The following is a 16,946-nucleotide window of genomic DNA, read 5'->3' as shown; positions in this document are numbered from 1 at the left end:
ACACCAGCTTTCCCGCCGCATGACCGACCGCGGAGGAGCCTGGAATGCTGTTCTCAGCACTTCCCGAAGCACAGGGTCTCTATGACCCCCGGCACGAGTCCGACTCGTGCGGCGTCGCAATGGTGGCCGACATCAAGGGCCAACGGTCGCACCAGATCGTCGCTGACGGCCTGACCGCGCTGGAACACCTCGAACATCGCGGTGCCGCCGGGGCCGAGCCGAACAGCGGTGACGGCGCGGGGATCCTTCTGCAGCTGCCCGTCGAATTGTTGCGCGAGGTCGTCGAGTTCGACTTACCCGCACCGACGGCCAACGGCGCCAACACCTTTGCGGCCGGCATCTGTTTCCTGCCACAGGATCCTGTCGAACGGCTGGCTGCCGTGGACCGGGTCCAGGCCATCGCCGACGAGGAGGGCATTGAGGTCCTCGGCTGGCGCAGCGTCCCGGTCGACCCGATCGGCGCCGAGGTCGGTGCGACGGCACTGGGCTGTATGCCGCATATGTCGATGTTGTTCGTCGCCGCCCCGGCACGTAACGACGGCAGCCGCCCCGGCGGGATCGACCTCGATCGCTTGGTCTACCCGGTGCGCAAGCGTGCCGAGAAGATCACCGAGGGTGTCTACTTCCCGTCGCTGTCCAGCCGCACCTTGGCCTACAAGGGCATGCTGACCACGATGCAGCTGCCCAAGTACTTCGCCGACCTGCGCGACGAACGCTGCATGAGCGCGATCGCGATCGTGCACAGCCGGTTCTCCACCAACACCTTCCCGTCCTGGCCGCTGGCCCACCCGTTCCGGTTCGTGGCCCACAACGGCGAGATCAACACCGTGCGCGGCAACCGCAACCGCATGCATGCCCGGGAAGCCATGCTGGCCAGCGCCAAGATTCCCGGCGACCTCAGCCGGCTCTCGCCGATCTGCACCCCCGACGCCTCCGACTCGGCCTCCTTCGACCAGGTGCTCGAACTGCTGCATCTCGGCGGCCGCAGCTTGCCGCACGCCGTGATGATGATGATCCCGGAGGCCTGGGAGAACAACACCACTCTTGCCCCGGCCCGCCGGGCGTTCTGTCAGTACCATGCGTCGCTCATGGAGCCGTGGGACGGTCCGGCCTGCGTGACGTTCACCGATGGCACGGTTGTCGGAGCTGTGTTGGACCGCAACGGATTACGTCCCGGCCGGTGGTGGCGCACCATCGACGATCGGGTGATCCTCGCCAGCGAAAGCGGTGTGCTGGACATCCCGCCGGGCGAAGTTGTCGCCAAGGGCCGCCTCGAGCCGGGCAAGATGTTCCTGATCGACACCGCAGCCGGGCGCATCGTGTCCGACGACGAGATCAAGGATCAGCTGGCTGCCGAGCACCCGTACGGCGAATGGCTGCATGCCGGTCTGCTCGACCTCGCGACGCTGCCTGCCCGCACCCGCGTCTCGCCCAACCATGAATCGGTGGTCCGCCGGCAGATCGCCTTCGGATACACCGAAGAAGACCTGCGGATCATGCTCACGCCGATGGCGGCCTCCGGCCAGGAGCCGCTCGGGTCGATGGGTACCGACACCCCAGTGGCCGTGCTGTCCCAGCGCCCCAAGCTGCTTTACGACTACTTCGTCGAACTGTTCGCCCAGGTGACCAACCCGCCGCTGGATGCCATCCGCGAGGAGATCGTCACCTCGATGGCCCGCGTCATGGGCCCCGAGCAGAACCTGCTCGAACCCACCGCGGCCTCGTGCCGCCAGATCCTGTTGCACTGGCCGGTTCTGGACAACGACGAGCTCAACCGCATCGTCCACATCAACGACGACGGTGAACAGCCCGGCCTGAAGACCGCCGTGCTGCGGTCGCTCTACGACGTCGAACGCGGCGGAGAAGGACTGGCCGACGCCATCGAGGAACTGCGCCACCGGGCAAGTGAAGCGATCGCCAAAGGGGCACGCACACTGGTGATCTCCGACCGCGACTCGGATCACACCAGGGCGCCGATCCCGTCGCTGCTGGCTGTCGCGGCGGTGCACCACCATCTGGTACGCACCAAACAGCGCACCATGGTGGCGATGGTCGTGGAAAGCGGTGACGCCCGCGAGGTCCACCACATCGCCCTGCTGATCGGCTACGGCGCGGCCGCGGTCAACCCGTACCTGGCCTTCGAGTCGATCGAGGACCTCATCCGCGAAGGTGAGCTCACCGGGATCGACGCGGGCACGGCGGTGCGCAACTACCTCAAGGCGCTCGGTAAGGGCGTCATGAAGGTGATGAGCAAGATGGGTATCTCCACCGTCGGCTCCTACACGGCCGCACAGGCTTTCGAAGCGGTCGGGCTGAGCAAGGATGTGGTCGACGAGTATCTGACCGGAACCGTCAGCCAGCTCGGCGGTGTCGGGCTCGAGGTGCTGGCCGAGGAGGTCAAGCAGCGGCACCGCCGCGCCTATCCGGAGAATCCCACCGAGCGGGTGCACCGCAGGCTGGAAGTCGGTGGTGAATACCAGTTCCGCCGGGAAGGGGAGCTACACCTGTTCACCCCGGAAACCGTGTTCCTGCTTCAGCATTCGACCCGAACTGGGCAGGGCGAGGTGTTCGCCAAGTACTCCGAAGAGGTCAACCGGCTGTCCCGGGAGGGCGGCACCCTGCGCGGGCTGTTCGCCTTCAAGAAAGGCCTGCGCCCGCCGGTCCCGCTGCACGAGGTGGAATCCGTCGACGCTATCTGCTCCCGGTTCAACACCGGTGCCATGAGCTACGGGTCGATCTCCCAGGAAGCCCACGAGACCATGGCGATCGCCATGAACAACATCGGCGGCCGCTCGAACAGCGGCGAAGGCGGCGAGGACGAAGATCGCCTCTACGACCCGCGCCGGCGCAGTGCGGTCAAACAGGTGGCTTCCGGGCGGTTCGGCGTCACCAGCGACTACCTGGTCAATGCGACCGACATTCAGATCAAGATGGCCCAAGGCGCCAAGCCCGGCGAGGGCGGGCAGCTGCCCGGATTCAAGGTGTATCCCAACATCGCCAAGACCCGGCACTCCACACCCGGAGTCGGCCTGATCTCGCCGCCGCCGCACCATGACATCTACTCGATCGAGGATCTCGCGCAGCTGATCCACGACCTCAAGAACGCGAACTCAGCGGCCAGGATTCACGTCAAGCTGGTCAGCTCGGTCGGGGTCGGCACGGTGGCGGCCGGGGTGTCCAAGGCGCACGCCGACGTCGTCCTGATCTCCGGGTACGACGGCGGTACCGGCGCGGCGCCGCTGACCAGCCTGAAACACGCCGGTGCGCCGTGGGAGATCGGCCTGGCCGATACCCAGCAGACGTTGGTGCTCAACGGTCTTCGCGATCGCATCACCGTGCAGTGCGACGGCGGGTTGCGTACCGCCCGCGACGTCATGGTCGCCGCGCTGCTGGGCGCCGAGGAGTTCGGCTTCTCCACCGCCCCGCTGATCGTCGCGGGCTGCATCATGATGCGGGTCTGCCACCTCGACACCTGCCCGGTGGGTGTGGCCACCCAGAACCCGGAACTACGAGCGCGGTTCAACGGCAAGCCGGAATTCGTCGAGAACTTCTTCCGGTTCATCGCCGAGGACGTCCGCGCGATGCTGGCGGAGCTGGGGTTCCGCAGTATCGACGAGGCTGTCGGTCACGCCGAGGTGCTCGACACCGACGACGGTGTGGCGCACTGGAAGTCCAAGGGGCTGGATCTCAGCCCGATCTTCGCGGTACCCACCGACGCCCACGGCGGCCCGCTGACTCAGCGCCGTCGCCTGCGGGACCAGGACCATGGCCTCGAGCATGCGCTCGATCAGACGCTGATCGCGCTGGCCGAGGGCGCACTCGAGGATGCCCACCCGGTGCGGTTGGAATTGCCGGTTCGCAACGTGAACCGGACCGTCGGCACATTGCTGGGCTCGGAGGTCACCCGGCGCTACGGGGCCGCGGGCCTGCCCGAGGACACCATCCACATCACGCTGACCGGATCGGCCGGCCAGTCCATCGGCGCGTTTCTGCCGCCTGGCATCACCCTGGACCTCATCGGGGACGCCAACGACTATGTGGGCAAGGGTCTTTCCGGTGGCCGGGTGATCGTCCGCCCGCCCGAGGACGTCTTGTTCCTGCCAGAGGACAACGTGATCGCCGGTAACACCCTGTTGTACGGTGCGACGTCGGGGGAGGTGTACCTGCGTGGCCGGGCCGGGGAGCGGTTCGCCGCCCGTAACTCCGGTGCGCTGGCGGTGACCGAAGGCGTCGGTGACCACGCCTGCGAGTACATGACCGGCGGCCGGGTCGTCGTACTGGGCCGTACCGGGCGCAATATCGCGGCCGGGATGTCCGGCGGCATCGCCTACGTACTCGGCCTGAATTCGGCCAAGGTCAACACCGCCATGGTCGAACTGCAGAGCCTGGACCCCGACGATCTGGAGTGGCTGCACGACGTCGTGGCCCGCCACGTCCACCACACCGGCAGCACACTGGCCAAATCAGTGCTTTCCGACTGGCCAAGGCGCAGTGCACAATTCACCAAGATCATGCCCACCGACTACCAGAAGGTGCTCGAGGCCACCAGGATGGCCAAGGCCGAGGGGCGTGACGTGGACACCGCGATCATGGAGGCAACTCGTGGCTGACCCCACCGGATTTCTGAAGGTTCCCAAGATCGAGGCGGCCAAGCGGACCGTCGACGAGCGGGTCGGCGACTGGCGCGAGGTGTACGAGCGCCAAGATCCCAAGGACCGCGCCGGCGAGGTATCTCAGCAGGCCCGTCGGTGTATGGATTGCGGAATCCCGTTCTGCCACTCCGGAACCGCTGGCTGCCCGCTGGGCAACCTGATCCCGGAATGGAATGATCTGGTGCGCCGGGGACGCTGGGATGCCGCCAGTGAACGCCTGCACGCCACCAACAACTTCCCGGAATTCACCGGCCGGCTATGCCCCGCACCCTGCGAGGCGGCCTGCGTGCTGTCCATCTCCGAGGAACAAACCGGCGGCAGTGTGACGATCAAGCGGATCGAGAACACCATCGTCGACCAGGCTTGGCGCCTCGGCATCATCGAGGCGCAGCCGGCCGCGATCGGCACCGGCAAAAGCGTAGCCGTGGTTGGCTCGGGGCCGGCGGGATTGGCTGCCGCACAGCAGCTCACCCGCGCCGGGCATCACGTCACCGTGTACGAGCGTGACGACCGGCTCGGCGGTCTGCTGCGCTACGGAATCCCCGAATACAAGCTGGAGAAGGCTACGCTCAACCAGCGACTGTCCCAGATGCGCGCCGAGGGAACACGTTTCGTCACCGAGTGCGAGGTTGGTATCGATCTCTCGGTCGAGGAGTTGCGCAACCGGTTCGACGCGGTCGTGCTGGCGGTGGGTGCGCTCCGCGGTCGCGACAACGAGGTTGAAGGGCGGCACCTCAATGGTGTTCACCTGGCGATGGAGCACCTGGTCCCGGCCAACCGGGAGTGTGAGGGCGACGGACCGTCTGAGATCTCGGCCAAGGACAAGCATGTGGTGATCATCGGTGGCGGTGATACCGGCGCCGACTGCCTGGGTACCGCGCACCGCCAGGGGGCGGCGTCGGTGACCCAGCTGGACTACAACCCGCAACCCCCGGAGGTCCGCGACGACGAGCTTTCGCCATGGCCCACCTGGCCATTGGTGCTGCGCAGCTCACCTGCGCACGCGGAGGGCGGCACCGTCCGCTACCAGGTGGCCGTGCAGCGCTTTGTGGGCGACGACGACGGTAATCTGCGCGCCATGCAGATCGCCGAGGTGAAGGTCGAACGGGTCGACGGCCGCCGGGTCATCACTCCGGTTGGTGAATCACTAGAAATCCCTTGCGATCTCGCACTGTTGGCCATCGGGTTCGAAGGTGTCGAACACATGACGTTGCTCGACGATCTGGGTATCGCGCTCAGCCCGCGCGGGGCCATCAGCTGCGGCTCGGACTGGCAGACCGACGCGCCCGGTGTGTTCGTCTGCGGTGACGCCCACCGCGGCGCATCGCTGGTCGTGTGGGCAATCGCCGAGGGGCGCGCCGCCGCCCATGCGGTGGACGCCTATCTCATGGGGGAGTCTGATCTCCCGGAGCCGGTACGGCCGCACCAATTGCCGTTGGCTGTCGGCTGAGTGAACACCATCGCACTGCGATCTGTATCGGTCGAGATGCCCGTGAACGGCGACTATGCTGAGTCGCTGTGACTAGACGCGGAAAGATCGTCTGTACCCTCGGCCCAGCCACCAGCACCGACGAATCGGTCCATGCCCTCGTCGACGCCGGCATGGATGTCGCGCGCCTGAACTTCAGCCACGGCGATTATCCCGATCACGAGGCGGCGTACAAGCGAGTTCGCGCGGCTTCGGACTCCAGCGGTCGCGCCGTCGGTATCCTCGCTGACCTGCAGGGACCCAAGATTCGTCTGGGAAGGTTCGCGCAGGGCCCGACCTATTGGGCCAATGGCGAGACCGTGCGGATCACCGTCGAGGACTGTGAGGGCAGCCACGACCGGGTGTCGACCACCTACAAACAGCTGGCCGCGGACGCTGCGCCCGGTGATCGGCTGCTCATCGACGACGGCAAGGTGGCGCTGGTCGTCGAACACATCGACGGCAGTGACGTCGTGTGCACCGTCACCGAGGGCGGCCCGGTCAGCAACAACAAGGGCCTGTCGATGCCCGGTATGAACGTGTCGGTGCCTGCGCTGTCGGAGAAGGACATCGAGGACCTGGAGTTTGCGCTGCGTCTGGGCGTTGATCTGGTGGCATTGTCCTTCGTCCGCTCACCGGCGGACGCCGAACTGGTGCATGAGGTGATGGACCGGGTCGGCCGCCGAGTTCCGGTGATCGCGAAGCTGGAGAAGCCCGAGGCGATCGACAACCTCGAAGCGATCGTGCTGGCCTTCGATGCGGTGATGGTCGCGCGCGGCGATCTCGGCGTCGAGCTGCCGCTCGAGGAGGTCCCGCTGGTCCAGAAGCGGGCAATCCAGATGGCGCGCGAGAACGCAAAGCCGGTGATCGTGGCCACCCAGATGCTCGAGTCGATGATCGAGAACTCCCGGCCCACCCGTGCCGAGGCGTCCGACGTCGCCAACGCCGTGCTCGACGGCGCGGACGCGGTGATGCTCTCCGGGGAGACCTCGGTCGGCAAGTTCCCGCTGGAAGCCGTGCGGACCATGGCGCGGATCATCCGGGCGGTCGAGGAGAACTCGACCGCTGCCCCGCCGCTGACCCACGTGCCCCGCACCAAGCGTGGGGTGATTTCGTATGCCGCCCGCGATATCGGGGAGCGGCTGGACGCTAAGGCACTCGTCGCATTCACCCAATCCGGGGATACGGTGAAAAGGCTTGCGCGCCTTCACACCCCGCTGCCGCTGTTGGCGTTCACCGCGCTGCCCGAGGTGCGCAGCCAGCTGGCGCTGACCTGGGGCACCGAGACGTTCATCGTTCCGCATATGAAGGCCACGGACGACATGATCAGGCAGGTCGACCAGTCCCTGCTCGAGCTCGGCCGCTACAAGCGGGGCGACCTGGTGGTCATCGTCGCAGGCGCCCCTCCGGGCACAGTAGGCTCGACCAATCTGATCCACGTGCACCGGATCGGGGAGGACGACCACTAGGGAGAGACTTTTGGCCACGTCAGACCTCGACGACCTGCTGGCCATTCTGGATCTCACCCCGATCGGCGACGACGTGTTCGCCGGCGCTCACCCCCGCAAGAATCCGCCCCGGACCTTCGGCGGACAGCTGATGGCGCAGTCTTTCGTCGCGGCCACCCGCACCGTGGCCCACAAGATCGCGCCCAGCGCACTGTCGGTTCATTTCATCGCCGGCGGTGACCCGGCCGCCGATATCGAATATCACGTCGTACGGCTGCGCGACGAGCGGCGCTTCGCCAATCGGCGCGTCGATGCGATGCAGAACGGCACCTTGCTGGCGACCGCGCTGGTGTCTTACCTCTCAGCGGGCAGCGGGCTGGAGCACAACGTCCCGATGCCGGACCTGCCCGCGCCGGAGAACCTGCCCACTATTGATGAGCTGCTGGTCGGGTACGAAAAAGTGGTGCCCGGATTCGTCGAGGCGCTGCGCCCGATCGAGTGGCGCTACACCAACGATCCGTCCTGGATCATGCGCGAAAAGGGCGGCATGCTCACGGCCAATCAGGTGTGGCTCAAGGCCGACGGGGTGATGCCCGACGACCCGATACTGAACACCGCCGCGATGATCTACTCCTCGGACACCACGGTGCTCGATTCGATCATCACCACCCATGGCCTGTCGTGGGGCTGGGACCGCATCTTCGCGGTGACTGTCAACCATTCGGTGTGGTTTCACCGGCAGGTCGACTTTTCGGACTGGGTCTTGTATTCGACGAATTCGCCGGTGGCCGCCGAATCGCGGGGCTTGGGCACCGGCCACTTCTTCAGCCCGGCCGGGGACGTCGTGGCCACGGTCGTCCAGGAAGGAATCGTCAAGCACTTCCCGGGAAATGCCTGATAGAGCGCGTAAGGTTTTCCTGGTGACCGAACCGCCGGTCCAGGAGGCGCTGCGGCTCCGCGCCAGGGAACGGGTTGTCGTCCATGTCGACACCCTGGTTGCTCGCTGGCTGGGCGCGCTGGCGTTGCTCATCGCGGCCAGCTGGCTCGCCGTACTCATGGTCCGCACCCACCACCACGCGAATTGGCATCCTGACGGGCGGTTGGCCTGGTCGCTAACCATCCTGGCCGCGGTCGCACTGATCGCGCGGGGCATCTTCTTGGGCCGCCCGGTGACCGCCGCACATGCGATCGCGGCCGCCGCGTCGGTTGTCGCCGGGTTCGCCGCCCACCTGCTGGCCTTCGACGTCACGGGCGACGTACTGATCGCGTCGTCGGGGCTGCTACTGATGTGGCCGACGACGGCGCGACCGGAGCCGGGTCAGTTACCGCGGGTGTGGGCACTGGTCAAAGCGACCAGCGGCGACCCGGTGGCACCGTTCGCCATGCAGGTGCTCAAGAGCTACTTCTTCAGCACCGACGGCACCGCGGCGATCGCCTACCGCACCCGGCTGGGCTACGCCGTGGTCAGTGGCGACCCGATCGGTGACGAAGACCGCTTCACCGAGCTGATCGCCGATTTCGTCGGGATGTGCCACACCCGCGGCTGGCGGGTGGTGGTCCTTGGCTGCAGTGAGCGCAGGCTCGGGCTGTGGCGCGATCCTACGGTGATCGGCCAGACGCTGCGACCGGTGCCGATCGGCCGGGATGTGGTGATCGACGTGCCCGCGTTCGACATGGTGGGCCGGCGGTTCCGCAACCTACGCCAGGCGGTGCAGCGCACCCACAACTTCGGCATCACCACCGAGATCGTCGCTGAACAAGAGTTGGACGACGACCAGCTGGCCGAGCTGACCGATGTGCTGCTGTCCTCGGCCAAGGGGGCGCGCACCGAGCGCGGCTTCTCGATGATCCTGGACGGCGCACTCACCGGCCACTATCCCGGCATCCTGCTGATCGTCGCGCGCGACGGCGCCGGCCGGGTGCAGGGATTCCACCGTTACGCTCTGGCCGGCGGCGGCAGCGATGTCACCCTCGACATCCCGTGGCGACGCCGCGGCGCCCCGAACGGCATTGACGAGCGGTTGTCGGTCGACATGATCGATGCGATGAAAAACCTTGGTGCGCAGCGTCTCTCGTTGGCATTCGCGGCGTTTCCGGAAATTTTCAACGACAAGGAACGCGGGCCGCTGCGCACCTTCTGCTACGCGGCGATCCACCTCGGTGACTCGCTGATCGCACTGGAGTCCCTATACCGGTACCTGCGCAAGTTCCATGCGGTCGGCGACCGCCGGTACGTGCTGCTGTCCTTGAGTCAGGTGCTGCCGCTGCTGGTGGTGTTGTTGTCGTTGGAGTTCCTGCCGCGGCGGCGGCACCTGCCGGTGGCTACGGTGTCGGCGTCAGCGTGACGCTGAACTTGTTCTCCACGGATTGCTTGAATTCATCGGCGCACTGCTGGACCGCGGACTGATCCTGGCCGGCCTTCTGCAGGCAGTCGATGTAGTCGGTGGCGCCGACTTCCTTGAACACGCCAACCCAGAGCGCAATGAAGGCTAGGCCGATGATGATCGACAGGAATCCGAGGATGACGCCGGCGAGCGCGACGCCGCCGTTGTTGGCTTCACCGCGCTTGGCGCGGCTACGGCCGGCGAAGCCGATGATGACCGCGACGATGCCGAGAACGACGCCGCCGACCACCGAGAACGACGACAGCAGTGCCACGATCGCGATGATCAGTGCGGTGACCCCCAACCCGTTGCGCGGGGCGGTGGGTGGTGGGGGTGCGTAGCCCGCGTACGGCTGCGGCGGGGCAGGCGGATAGCCGCCGGGATAGGGGCCCGCGGCATAGGGGTACGGATACCCCTGCGGGGGCGGCGGCGGGATGGGTTGCTGAGGTGCCTGCTCTGGGGGCTCAGTCATGGGCGATACGTTACCCGTCGTTGTCGATCGATAGTCGTGGACAGACGATGTCGTTGCCAAGTTGATGGGTGGCGACCACCACCGTTCGTTCCGGCGACAGCAGCCCGCGCCGATCGTCGAGCAAAGCCCGCAGCATGCGCTGCCCGTCGGTGGCATCGAGATGCTCGGTCGGCTCGTCGAGCAGCACGATCGGTGCAGGACATAACAACACCCGCGCCAGCAGCAGCCGCCGGCGTTGTCCTGCTGACACTGCGGCGGCACCGCCGGCCAGGACAGTGCTGAGCCCGTCGGGCAGGCTGCCCAGCCAGTCGCCCAAGCCCACCGTGGCCAGGGTGTGCGTGAGTTCCGCGTCGCCGCAGTCGCCCCGCGCCACCAGTAGGTTGTCCCGGACGGTGGTACTGAACAAGTGCGCGTCTTCGGCGAAATAGCTTATGGCGCTGCGCAATTCGGATTCGCTGAGCGAACCCGTCGGGACGCCGTCGACCGTCACCTCGCCGCTGATCGGCGGGAGCAGACCGGCCAGGGTCATCAGCAGAGCAGTCTTGCCGGCACCGCTGCGGCCGGTGATCGCCAGCCGGGCACCGGGTTGCAGGGCCAGGGTGACTGCTCGGCCGGACTGGCTGCCGGGGTAGCCGGCGCGAACGTCGCTGACGCGCAACTCCGGTGTACGGGCCGGTGTGACGACCTCGACGGCCGGCATAGTGGCTGCGGTCGGTACCAGTTCCGTCAATCGCTGTGTGGCTATCCGTGCGCGGGTCAATGCGACCGCGGCGCCGGGGAGTGCGGCGGTGGCCTCGAATGCGGAGAGCGGCAACAACATCAGTACCGCCAGTGCGGTTGGCGCGGTGTGGGCGGCGATGCCGATACCGACAACGACGGCGCCGATGGCGCTCACCCCGATCGCGAGCGTCGGAACCGCGGCCGCCGCAGCGGCCGGTGCGGCGGCGCGGTCGATTGCCGACCCCCAATCACGCTGGCGCTGTTCGGCGTGTGCGATCACGGCGGGCAGTCGGCCGGCGACCCGCAACTCGGCCGCGTGCTCGAGCGCGGTGACCGCCGCGATATCGCGTTCGGATTGAAGGCGGCGGGCAACCGTTTCCTGAGCGCGCACCGCCCGTGCGGCCAGCGCCGGCGCAAGCGCGCCGGCGATCAGCAGGCACAGCGCGAGGACGACGGCCGCGGCGGGGGAGATCATGGCGATGACAGCGGTGGCGGTGACGCCGAGGACGGTGGCCACCCCGATCGGAACCAGAGCGCGGACCAAGACGTCGGCGAGGGTGTCGACATCGGCACCAACCCGGGCCAGCAGGTCACCGCTGTGCAGTCGCGCGGTGATGTCAGCCGGGCCGTGGGCCAGACGACGGTAGATCTCGCTGCGGGCGCTGGCTGCCGCCCGCAGCGCGGTGTCGTGGGAGGCCAGCCGCTCGCAGTAACCGAGCACGCCGCGGGAGATGCCGAATGTCCGCACGGCCACAACGGCCACCGATAGGTCAAGCACGGGCGGCATCTGCCAGGCGCGGGTGATCAGCCAGGCTGATACCCCGGCCAGGGCCAGCGCACTGCCAAGCGCCAGCGAACCGAGAGCGATCGCCAGCACGAGCCGGGGCAGACGCGGCCGCAGTAGCGCCCGAATCTCAGACGCTGGCATGGTGATCGGCTTCCACCGCGATGACGTGATCGGCCATTCCCACCAGGCTGTGGCGGTGGGCGACCAGCACGACGGTGGCCCCCTCCGCGGCCCGTTGGGTGATTGCTTGCAGCACAGTCTGTTCGGTCGCCTCGTCGAGGTGCGAGGTGGGTTCGTCGAGCAGCAACACCGGCGCGCGGGACCCAAGTGTGCGTGCCAGGCCCAGCCGCTGGCGCTGACCGAGCGACAGCCCGGTTCCGCTGCGGCCCAGGATGGTGTCCATGCCGTTGGGCAGTTGTTCCAGTACCTCGGTGAAACCCGCGGCCCGGCAAGCGCTCTGCGGATCGGCCAGCGGCCCGAACAGGGCCAGGTTCTCCGCGACAGTCCCCGGGATGATGACCGGGCGCTGGGCCAGCCAGGCCAGCTGTCGCCACCAGGCTGGACGGTCCAATTCCTCGACGTCGATCCCATCGACGGTGATACGGCCGCGAGTGGGACTGATCAGGCCAGCGATCGCGAGCAGCGTGGTGGTCTTACCGGCGCCGTTGGCGCCGGTAAGCACGGTGATCTCTCCGGGCAGCAGGCGGCCGGACAGCTGGTGCGGCGACTGCCCGTCCCGGCCGGCGACGCAGAGACCGTCGAGCACGATCACCGCACCGGTGGCCTCGACGGTGCGGGTGCCGGCCGGCGGCTCCGGACTGTGCTCGATGAGTGCGAACGCCTTGTCGGCAGCGGCCTTTCCGTTCTGTGCGGCGTGGAACTCGACGCCAACGCGGCGCAGCGGCCAGAACACGTCAGGTGCCAGCAGCAGCACAGTCAGCCCGGCGGTCAGACTCATCTCGCCGAACACCAGCCGCAGCCCGATGCTGACCGCGACCAGCGCCACGCCGAGCGTGGCGATGAGCTCGAGCACCAGAGCCGACAGGAACGCGATACGCAGGGTTGCCATCGCCGATCGGCGATGGGCCGCGCTGAGTTTGGCGATGCGATCGGCCGGGCCGTCGGCTCTGCCGAGGGCGCGCAGGGTGGGGATGCCGGCAATCAGATCCATCAGCCGTGCCTGCAGGGTGGTCATCGCTTCCAGTGCGCCGGCCGAACGGTCGGCGGTGGCCAGGCCGATGAGCACCATGAAGACCGGGATCAGCGGCAGGGCGACGAGCACGATCACTGCCGACTGGAAGTCGTTGAACGCGATGACGACAACGGTGGCTGGGGTGAGGATCGCCGCCAGGAAGAGCGCGGGGAGGTAGGCGGTGAAATACGGCCGCAGACCGTCGAGCCCACTGGTGATCACCGTCGTGGCGTCGTCTCGGCGGGTGTGGAGTGCGCCGGGCGCCTCGGCGGTGACCGTCCGCAGTACCTGGCCGCCGAGGTCGGCGATCACCGCACTGGACCCGCGCTGGCCCAACCGGCCCTGCAACCACTGCACCAGAGCCCGCATGAGCCACAGCCCGGCCAGGATCACCAGAGCGGTCCGCCAGTAACCAATGCTGCGGGTGGCAGGGTCGGTGATGACGCCGGCCACCACATGGCCGAGAACGACGGCGCCGGCGATGGCGCAGCCGGAGATCAGCGTCCCGCATGCCACGGTCGCGACCAGATAGCGGCGCATCGCCGACGAGGCCTGCCACAGACGTGGGTCCAGCGGACCCGTCCGGCGCCGGCCGCCGGCGCTCAGGGCACGCGCCTCAGGGGCAGACCGATCGACTTGGGGATCGACTCGGCGAAGATCCGCTTGCGGAAGATCCAGTAGGTCCAACCTTGGTAGAGCAGGACGATCGGGGTGAATATCACTGCGGCCCAGGTCATCACCTTCAAGGTGTAGGGGCTGGAGGAGCCGTTGTAGATCGTCAGGTTGTAGGCCGGGTCGATGGTCGACGGCACCAGATTCGGGTAGAGCGAACCGAACAGCAGGGTCACCACCGCGGCAACGACGAGCGTCGTCGCCAGGAACGCCCAGCCTTCGCGGGTACCCCAGGCGGCCGCGACGGCGGCCAGTTGGGCCACCACTGCCAGCGCCAGCACCGCCCACGTCCACGGCTTGCCGTGCGCCAGTTGGGTCCACAGGCCGAACGCGGCGACCAGCACGGTGGCGGGCACGCTGAGCTTGCGGGCCAATCCGACCGCGTCGGTGCGCACGGCACCGCCGGACTTCAGTGCCAGGAATACCGCGCCGTGGAACAGGAACAGTGCGCAGGTCGCCAGCCCGCCCAACAGCGTGTACGGATTGAGCACATCGGCGACCGACAACCCGACGACGTTCTTGTCCGGTCCGACCGGAAGGCCGTTGACCAGAATCGCGAACGCCACGCCCCAGAGGATCGCAGGCAACCAGGACCCCGTGGCAATGCCGATGTCACACCACCTGCGCCACTTGGGATCGTCGATCTTGCCCCGCCATTCGATGGCTACGATGCGGGCGATCATCGACAGCAAGATCACCAGCAGCGGCAAGTACAGCGTCGAGAAGACCGTGGCATACCAGTGCGGGAAGGCGGCGAACATGGCGCCGCCCGCGGTGATCAGCCACACCTCGTTGCCGTCCCAGACCGGCCCGATGGTGTTGAGCACAGCCCGGCGGTGCGACTCGGGATCTCCCTTGCCGAGCCGGCCGAGCCACGCCATCACCATCCCGACGCCGAAGTCGAACCCCTCCAGTACGAAGAAGCCGAGGAACAGCACCGCGACGATGACGAACCAAAAGTGTTGTAGTCCCATGATCTAACTCCTCTCCGGCGACTCAGTACGCGAACGACAGAGGAGCGACCTCGTCGTCTCCGGGTGGGGCGGGCGGCGTCGGTTCGGAGTCGTGCTCCAGCGGCCCGGTCGTGATGTAGCGGCGAAGCAGGAAGTACCAGATCACCGCGAGCACGGCGTAGAGCAAGGTGAATGAGATCAGCGACACCCACACCAGACCCGGGCCGTGTAGCGATACGCCCTGGCGCACGGTAAGCCGAACCAGTTGGTCACCATCGGGATTGGGGGCGACCACCCAGGGTTGGCGGCCCATCTCGGTGAACACCCACCCGGAGATGGAGGCCAGGAATGGCGTCGGAAGTGTCACCAGCGCGAAGCGGGAGTACCACCGAGAACCCGGTACCCGGCCCCCGCGAGTCAGCCACAGCGTGGCCAGCGCGAACAAGAGCGGCACCGCCATCAAGCCGATCATGGCGCGGAACGACCAGTAGGTGACGAACAGGTTGGGCACGTACCACTCCGGGCCGAACTTCTGTTCGTATTGCTGCTGAAGGTCTTTGGTGCCCTCCAGCGTGACGCCGGTGAACTTGCCCTCGGCCAGAAACGGCAGGACGTAGGGCACTTCGATGACCCGGGTGATGCTGTCGCAGTTGTTGTGTGTGCCGACGGTCAGCAGCGAGAAGCCCGGATCGGTTTCGGTGTGACACAGCGACTCCGCGGCTGCCATCTTCATCGGCTGCTGGTGGAACATCAGCTTGCCCTGAACATCGCCGGTGAAGAACAACCCGACGCACGCGGCCAGCGCCACCAGCGAGCCCAGGATCGCGCCAGGGCGGTACAAGGCCGTGGCATCCGGGCTGCCTTTGGCGCGCACCATCCACCATGCGCATACCGTCGCCACGAACGTCGACGCGACGAGGAACGATGCCGCCACGGCATGCCAGAAGGCCGCCACCCCGGTGTTGTTGGTGAACAGCTCGGTGATGCTCTGCAGTTCGGCACGACCGGTCGCCGGATTGAACCGCGTACCGACCGGGTGCTGCATGAACGAGTTCGCCGTGATGATGAAGAACGCCGACAGGTTGACCGCGATCGCGACCAGCCAGATCGAGGTCAGGTGCAGCCACCGAGGCAGCCGGGTCCAGCCGAAGATCCACAGCCCGATGAAGGTGGACTCCAGGAAAAAGGCGACCAGACCCTCCAACGCCAGCGGCGCGCCGAAGACGTCGCCCACGAACCGGGAGTACTCGCTCCAGTTCATGCCGAACTGGAATTCCTGGACGATGCCGGTGGCGACGCCGATCGCGAAGTTGATCAGAAAGATCTTCCCGAAGAACTTCGTCAGCCGATACCAGGCCGGGTTGTCGGTCACCACCCAGATCGTCTGCATGACAGCGATCAGCGGTGCTAGGCCGATCGTCAGCGGAACGAAGATGAAGTGGTAGACGGTCGTGATTCCGAATTGCCAGCGGGACACGTCAAGAGCACTCATACCGGAACTCTCCAAGCACACGAAAGGCGCGGATCGCCTATCTACGACAGAGTGTAGTAGGAATCCGCGCCGTTCGCGCTAGGGGCTTTAGGCCCCAGATTTCGAAGAAATTAGGCGGCGCCGATCCGATTGCCGAAGTTCTGGGAGGCCTTACGAACGCCGAAGGACGCCACGATCTCGAAGACACCGATCACGATCAGCCAGATACCCACCACGAGAGTCAGGGTGGCCAGCGACTCGAACGGCGACGCCATGACCACCAGGCCCGCGATGAGGCTGATGACACCGACGAAGATCTCCCAGCCGCGCCCGGGGGTATCGGGGTCGCTGATCGCCGAGACCGCAGTCGCGACGCCGCGGAAGATGAAGCCGATACCAATCCAGATGGCTAGCAGCAGAATCGAGTTCTCGAGGCTGCGGAAGCACAGCACCGCCAGGATCAGGGCGGCGGCACCGCTGATGAACAGCATGACCCGCCCGCCGGCCGACACGTGCAGCGTGAAGGCGTGGAAAACCTGCGAGATGCCCGTCACCAGAAGGTAGGCGCCGAAGAAGATCGCAGCGACGAGGATCGTCTTCCCGGGCCAGACGAGTACCAGGACTCCGAGGACGAGTGCCAGAACTCCCGACAGCAGGACTGACTTCCACAAATGTGGAAGCAGCGGCGGGGTGGAGGTAGTTGTCATGGCCGGAAGTCTTGCACAGC

Annotated in this window: 11 protein-coding genes; 5 read left to right on the top strand and 6 right to left on the bottom strand. The window is 66.8% G+C overall.

The window, feature by feature from the left end; all coding sequences use genetic code 11:
* Positions 1-44 precede the first annotated feature (44 nt).
* The 5 genes from gltB (at position 45) to G6N38_RS28030 (ending at position 9,913) form a co-directional block, all read left to right on the top strand.
* Positions 45-4,610, top strand: coding sequence for a glutamate synthase large subunit (gltB, locus tag G6N38_RS28050; RefSeq protein WP_163751355.1), 4,566 nt, complete (start codon positions 45-47; stop codon positions 4,608-4,610).
* Positions 4,603-6,102, top strand: coding sequence for a glutamate synthase subunit beta (locus G6N38_RS28045; RefSeq protein WP_163751354.1), 1,500 nt, complete (start codon positions 4,603-4,605; stop codon positions 6,100-6,102). Before gltB ends, G6N38_RS28045 begins: the two co-directional genes overlap by 8 nt.
* A 68-nt stretch (positions 6,103-6,170) precedes the next feature.
* Positions 6,171-7,589, top strand: coding sequence for a pyruvate kinase (gene pyk / locus G6N38_RS28040; RefSeq protein WP_163751353.1), 1,419 nt, complete (start codon positions 6,171-6,173; stop codon positions 7,587-7,589).
* A 10-nt stretch (positions 7,590-7,599) separates the two neighbouring features.
* A complete protein-coding gene (locus G6N38_RS28035; protein WP_163751352.1) occupies positions 7,600-8,466 on the top strand; it encodes an acyl-CoA thioesterase in 867 nt (288 codons plus the stop codon).
* Complete coding sequence (locus G6N38_RS28030; protein ID WP_163751351.1) at positions 8,459-9,913, top strand: MprF family protein; 1,455 nt, start codon at positions 8,459-8,461, stop codon at positions 9,911-9,913. Before G6N38_RS28035 ends, G6N38_RS28030 begins: the two co-directional genes overlap by 8 nt.
* Here G6N38_RS28030 and G6N38_RS28025 read toward each other — a convergent pair.
* The 6 genes from G6N38_RS28025 to G6N38_RS28000 all read right to left on the bottom strand — a co-directional run bounded on the left by G6N38_RS28025 (position 9,891) and on the right by G6N38_RS28000 (position 16,926).
* Positions 9,891-10,424, bottom strand: coding sequence for a DUF4190 domain-containing protein (locus tag G6N38_RS28025; protein WP_179968456.1), 534 nt, complete (start codon positions 10,422-10,424; stop codon positions 9,891-9,893). The two genes, G6N38_RS28030 and G6N38_RS28025, sit on opposite strands and share 23 nt — an antisense overlap.
* 10 nt (positions 10,425-10,434) lie before the next feature.
* Positions 10,435-12,072 (bottom strand): thiol reductant ABC exporter subunit CydC, encoded by a 1,638-nt coding sequence (gene cydC, locus G6N38_RS28020; protein WP_163751350.1) that lies wholly within the window; start codon positions 12,070-12,072, stop codon positions 10,435-10,437.
* Positions 12,059-13,663 carry a thiol reductant ABC exporter subunit CydD gene (cydD, locus tag G6N38_RS28015; RefSeq protein WP_163751349.1) on the bottom strand — a complete coding sequence of 535 codons (1,605 nt, stop codon included), beginning with the start codon at positions 13,661-13,663 and terminating at the stop codon, positions 12,059-12,061. Before cydD ends, cydC begins: the two co-directional genes overlap by 14 nt.
* A gap of 62 nt (positions 13,664-13,725) precedes the next feature.
* Positions 13,726-14,769, bottom strand: coding sequence for a cytochrome d ubiquinol oxidase subunit II (cydB, locus tag G6N38_RS28010; protein ID WP_163751348.1), 1,044 nt, complete (start codon positions 14,767-14,769; stop codon positions 13,726-13,728).
* A gap of 22 nt (positions 14,770-14,791) precedes the next feature.
* Positions 14,792-16,240, bottom strand: a complete 1,449-nt coding sequence (locus G6N38_RS28005; protein ID WP_163751347.1) for a cytochrome ubiquinol oxidase subunit I — start codon at positions 16,238-16,240, stop codon at positions 14,792-14,794.
* A gap of 110 nt (positions 16,241-16,350) precedes the next feature.
* On the bottom strand, positions 16,351-16,926 hold the full coding sequence (locus tag G6N38_RS28000; RefSeq protein ID WP_163751346.1) for an HdeD family acid-resistance protein: 576 nt from the start codon (positions 16,924-16,926) through the stop codon (positions 16,351-16,353).
* Between the last annotated feature and the right edge of the window lie 20 nt (positions 16,927-16,946).

The sequence above is a fragment of the Mycolicibacterium helvum genome (genome assembly GCF_010731895.1).
Taxonomy (GTDB): Bacteria; Actinomycetota; Actinomycetes; order Mycobacteriales; family Mycobacteriaceae; genus Mycobacterium; species Mycobacterium helvum.
The sequence above is the reverse complement of the archived record's forward strand: the minus strand, read 5'-3'. Positions and strand labels throughout refer to the sequence as shown.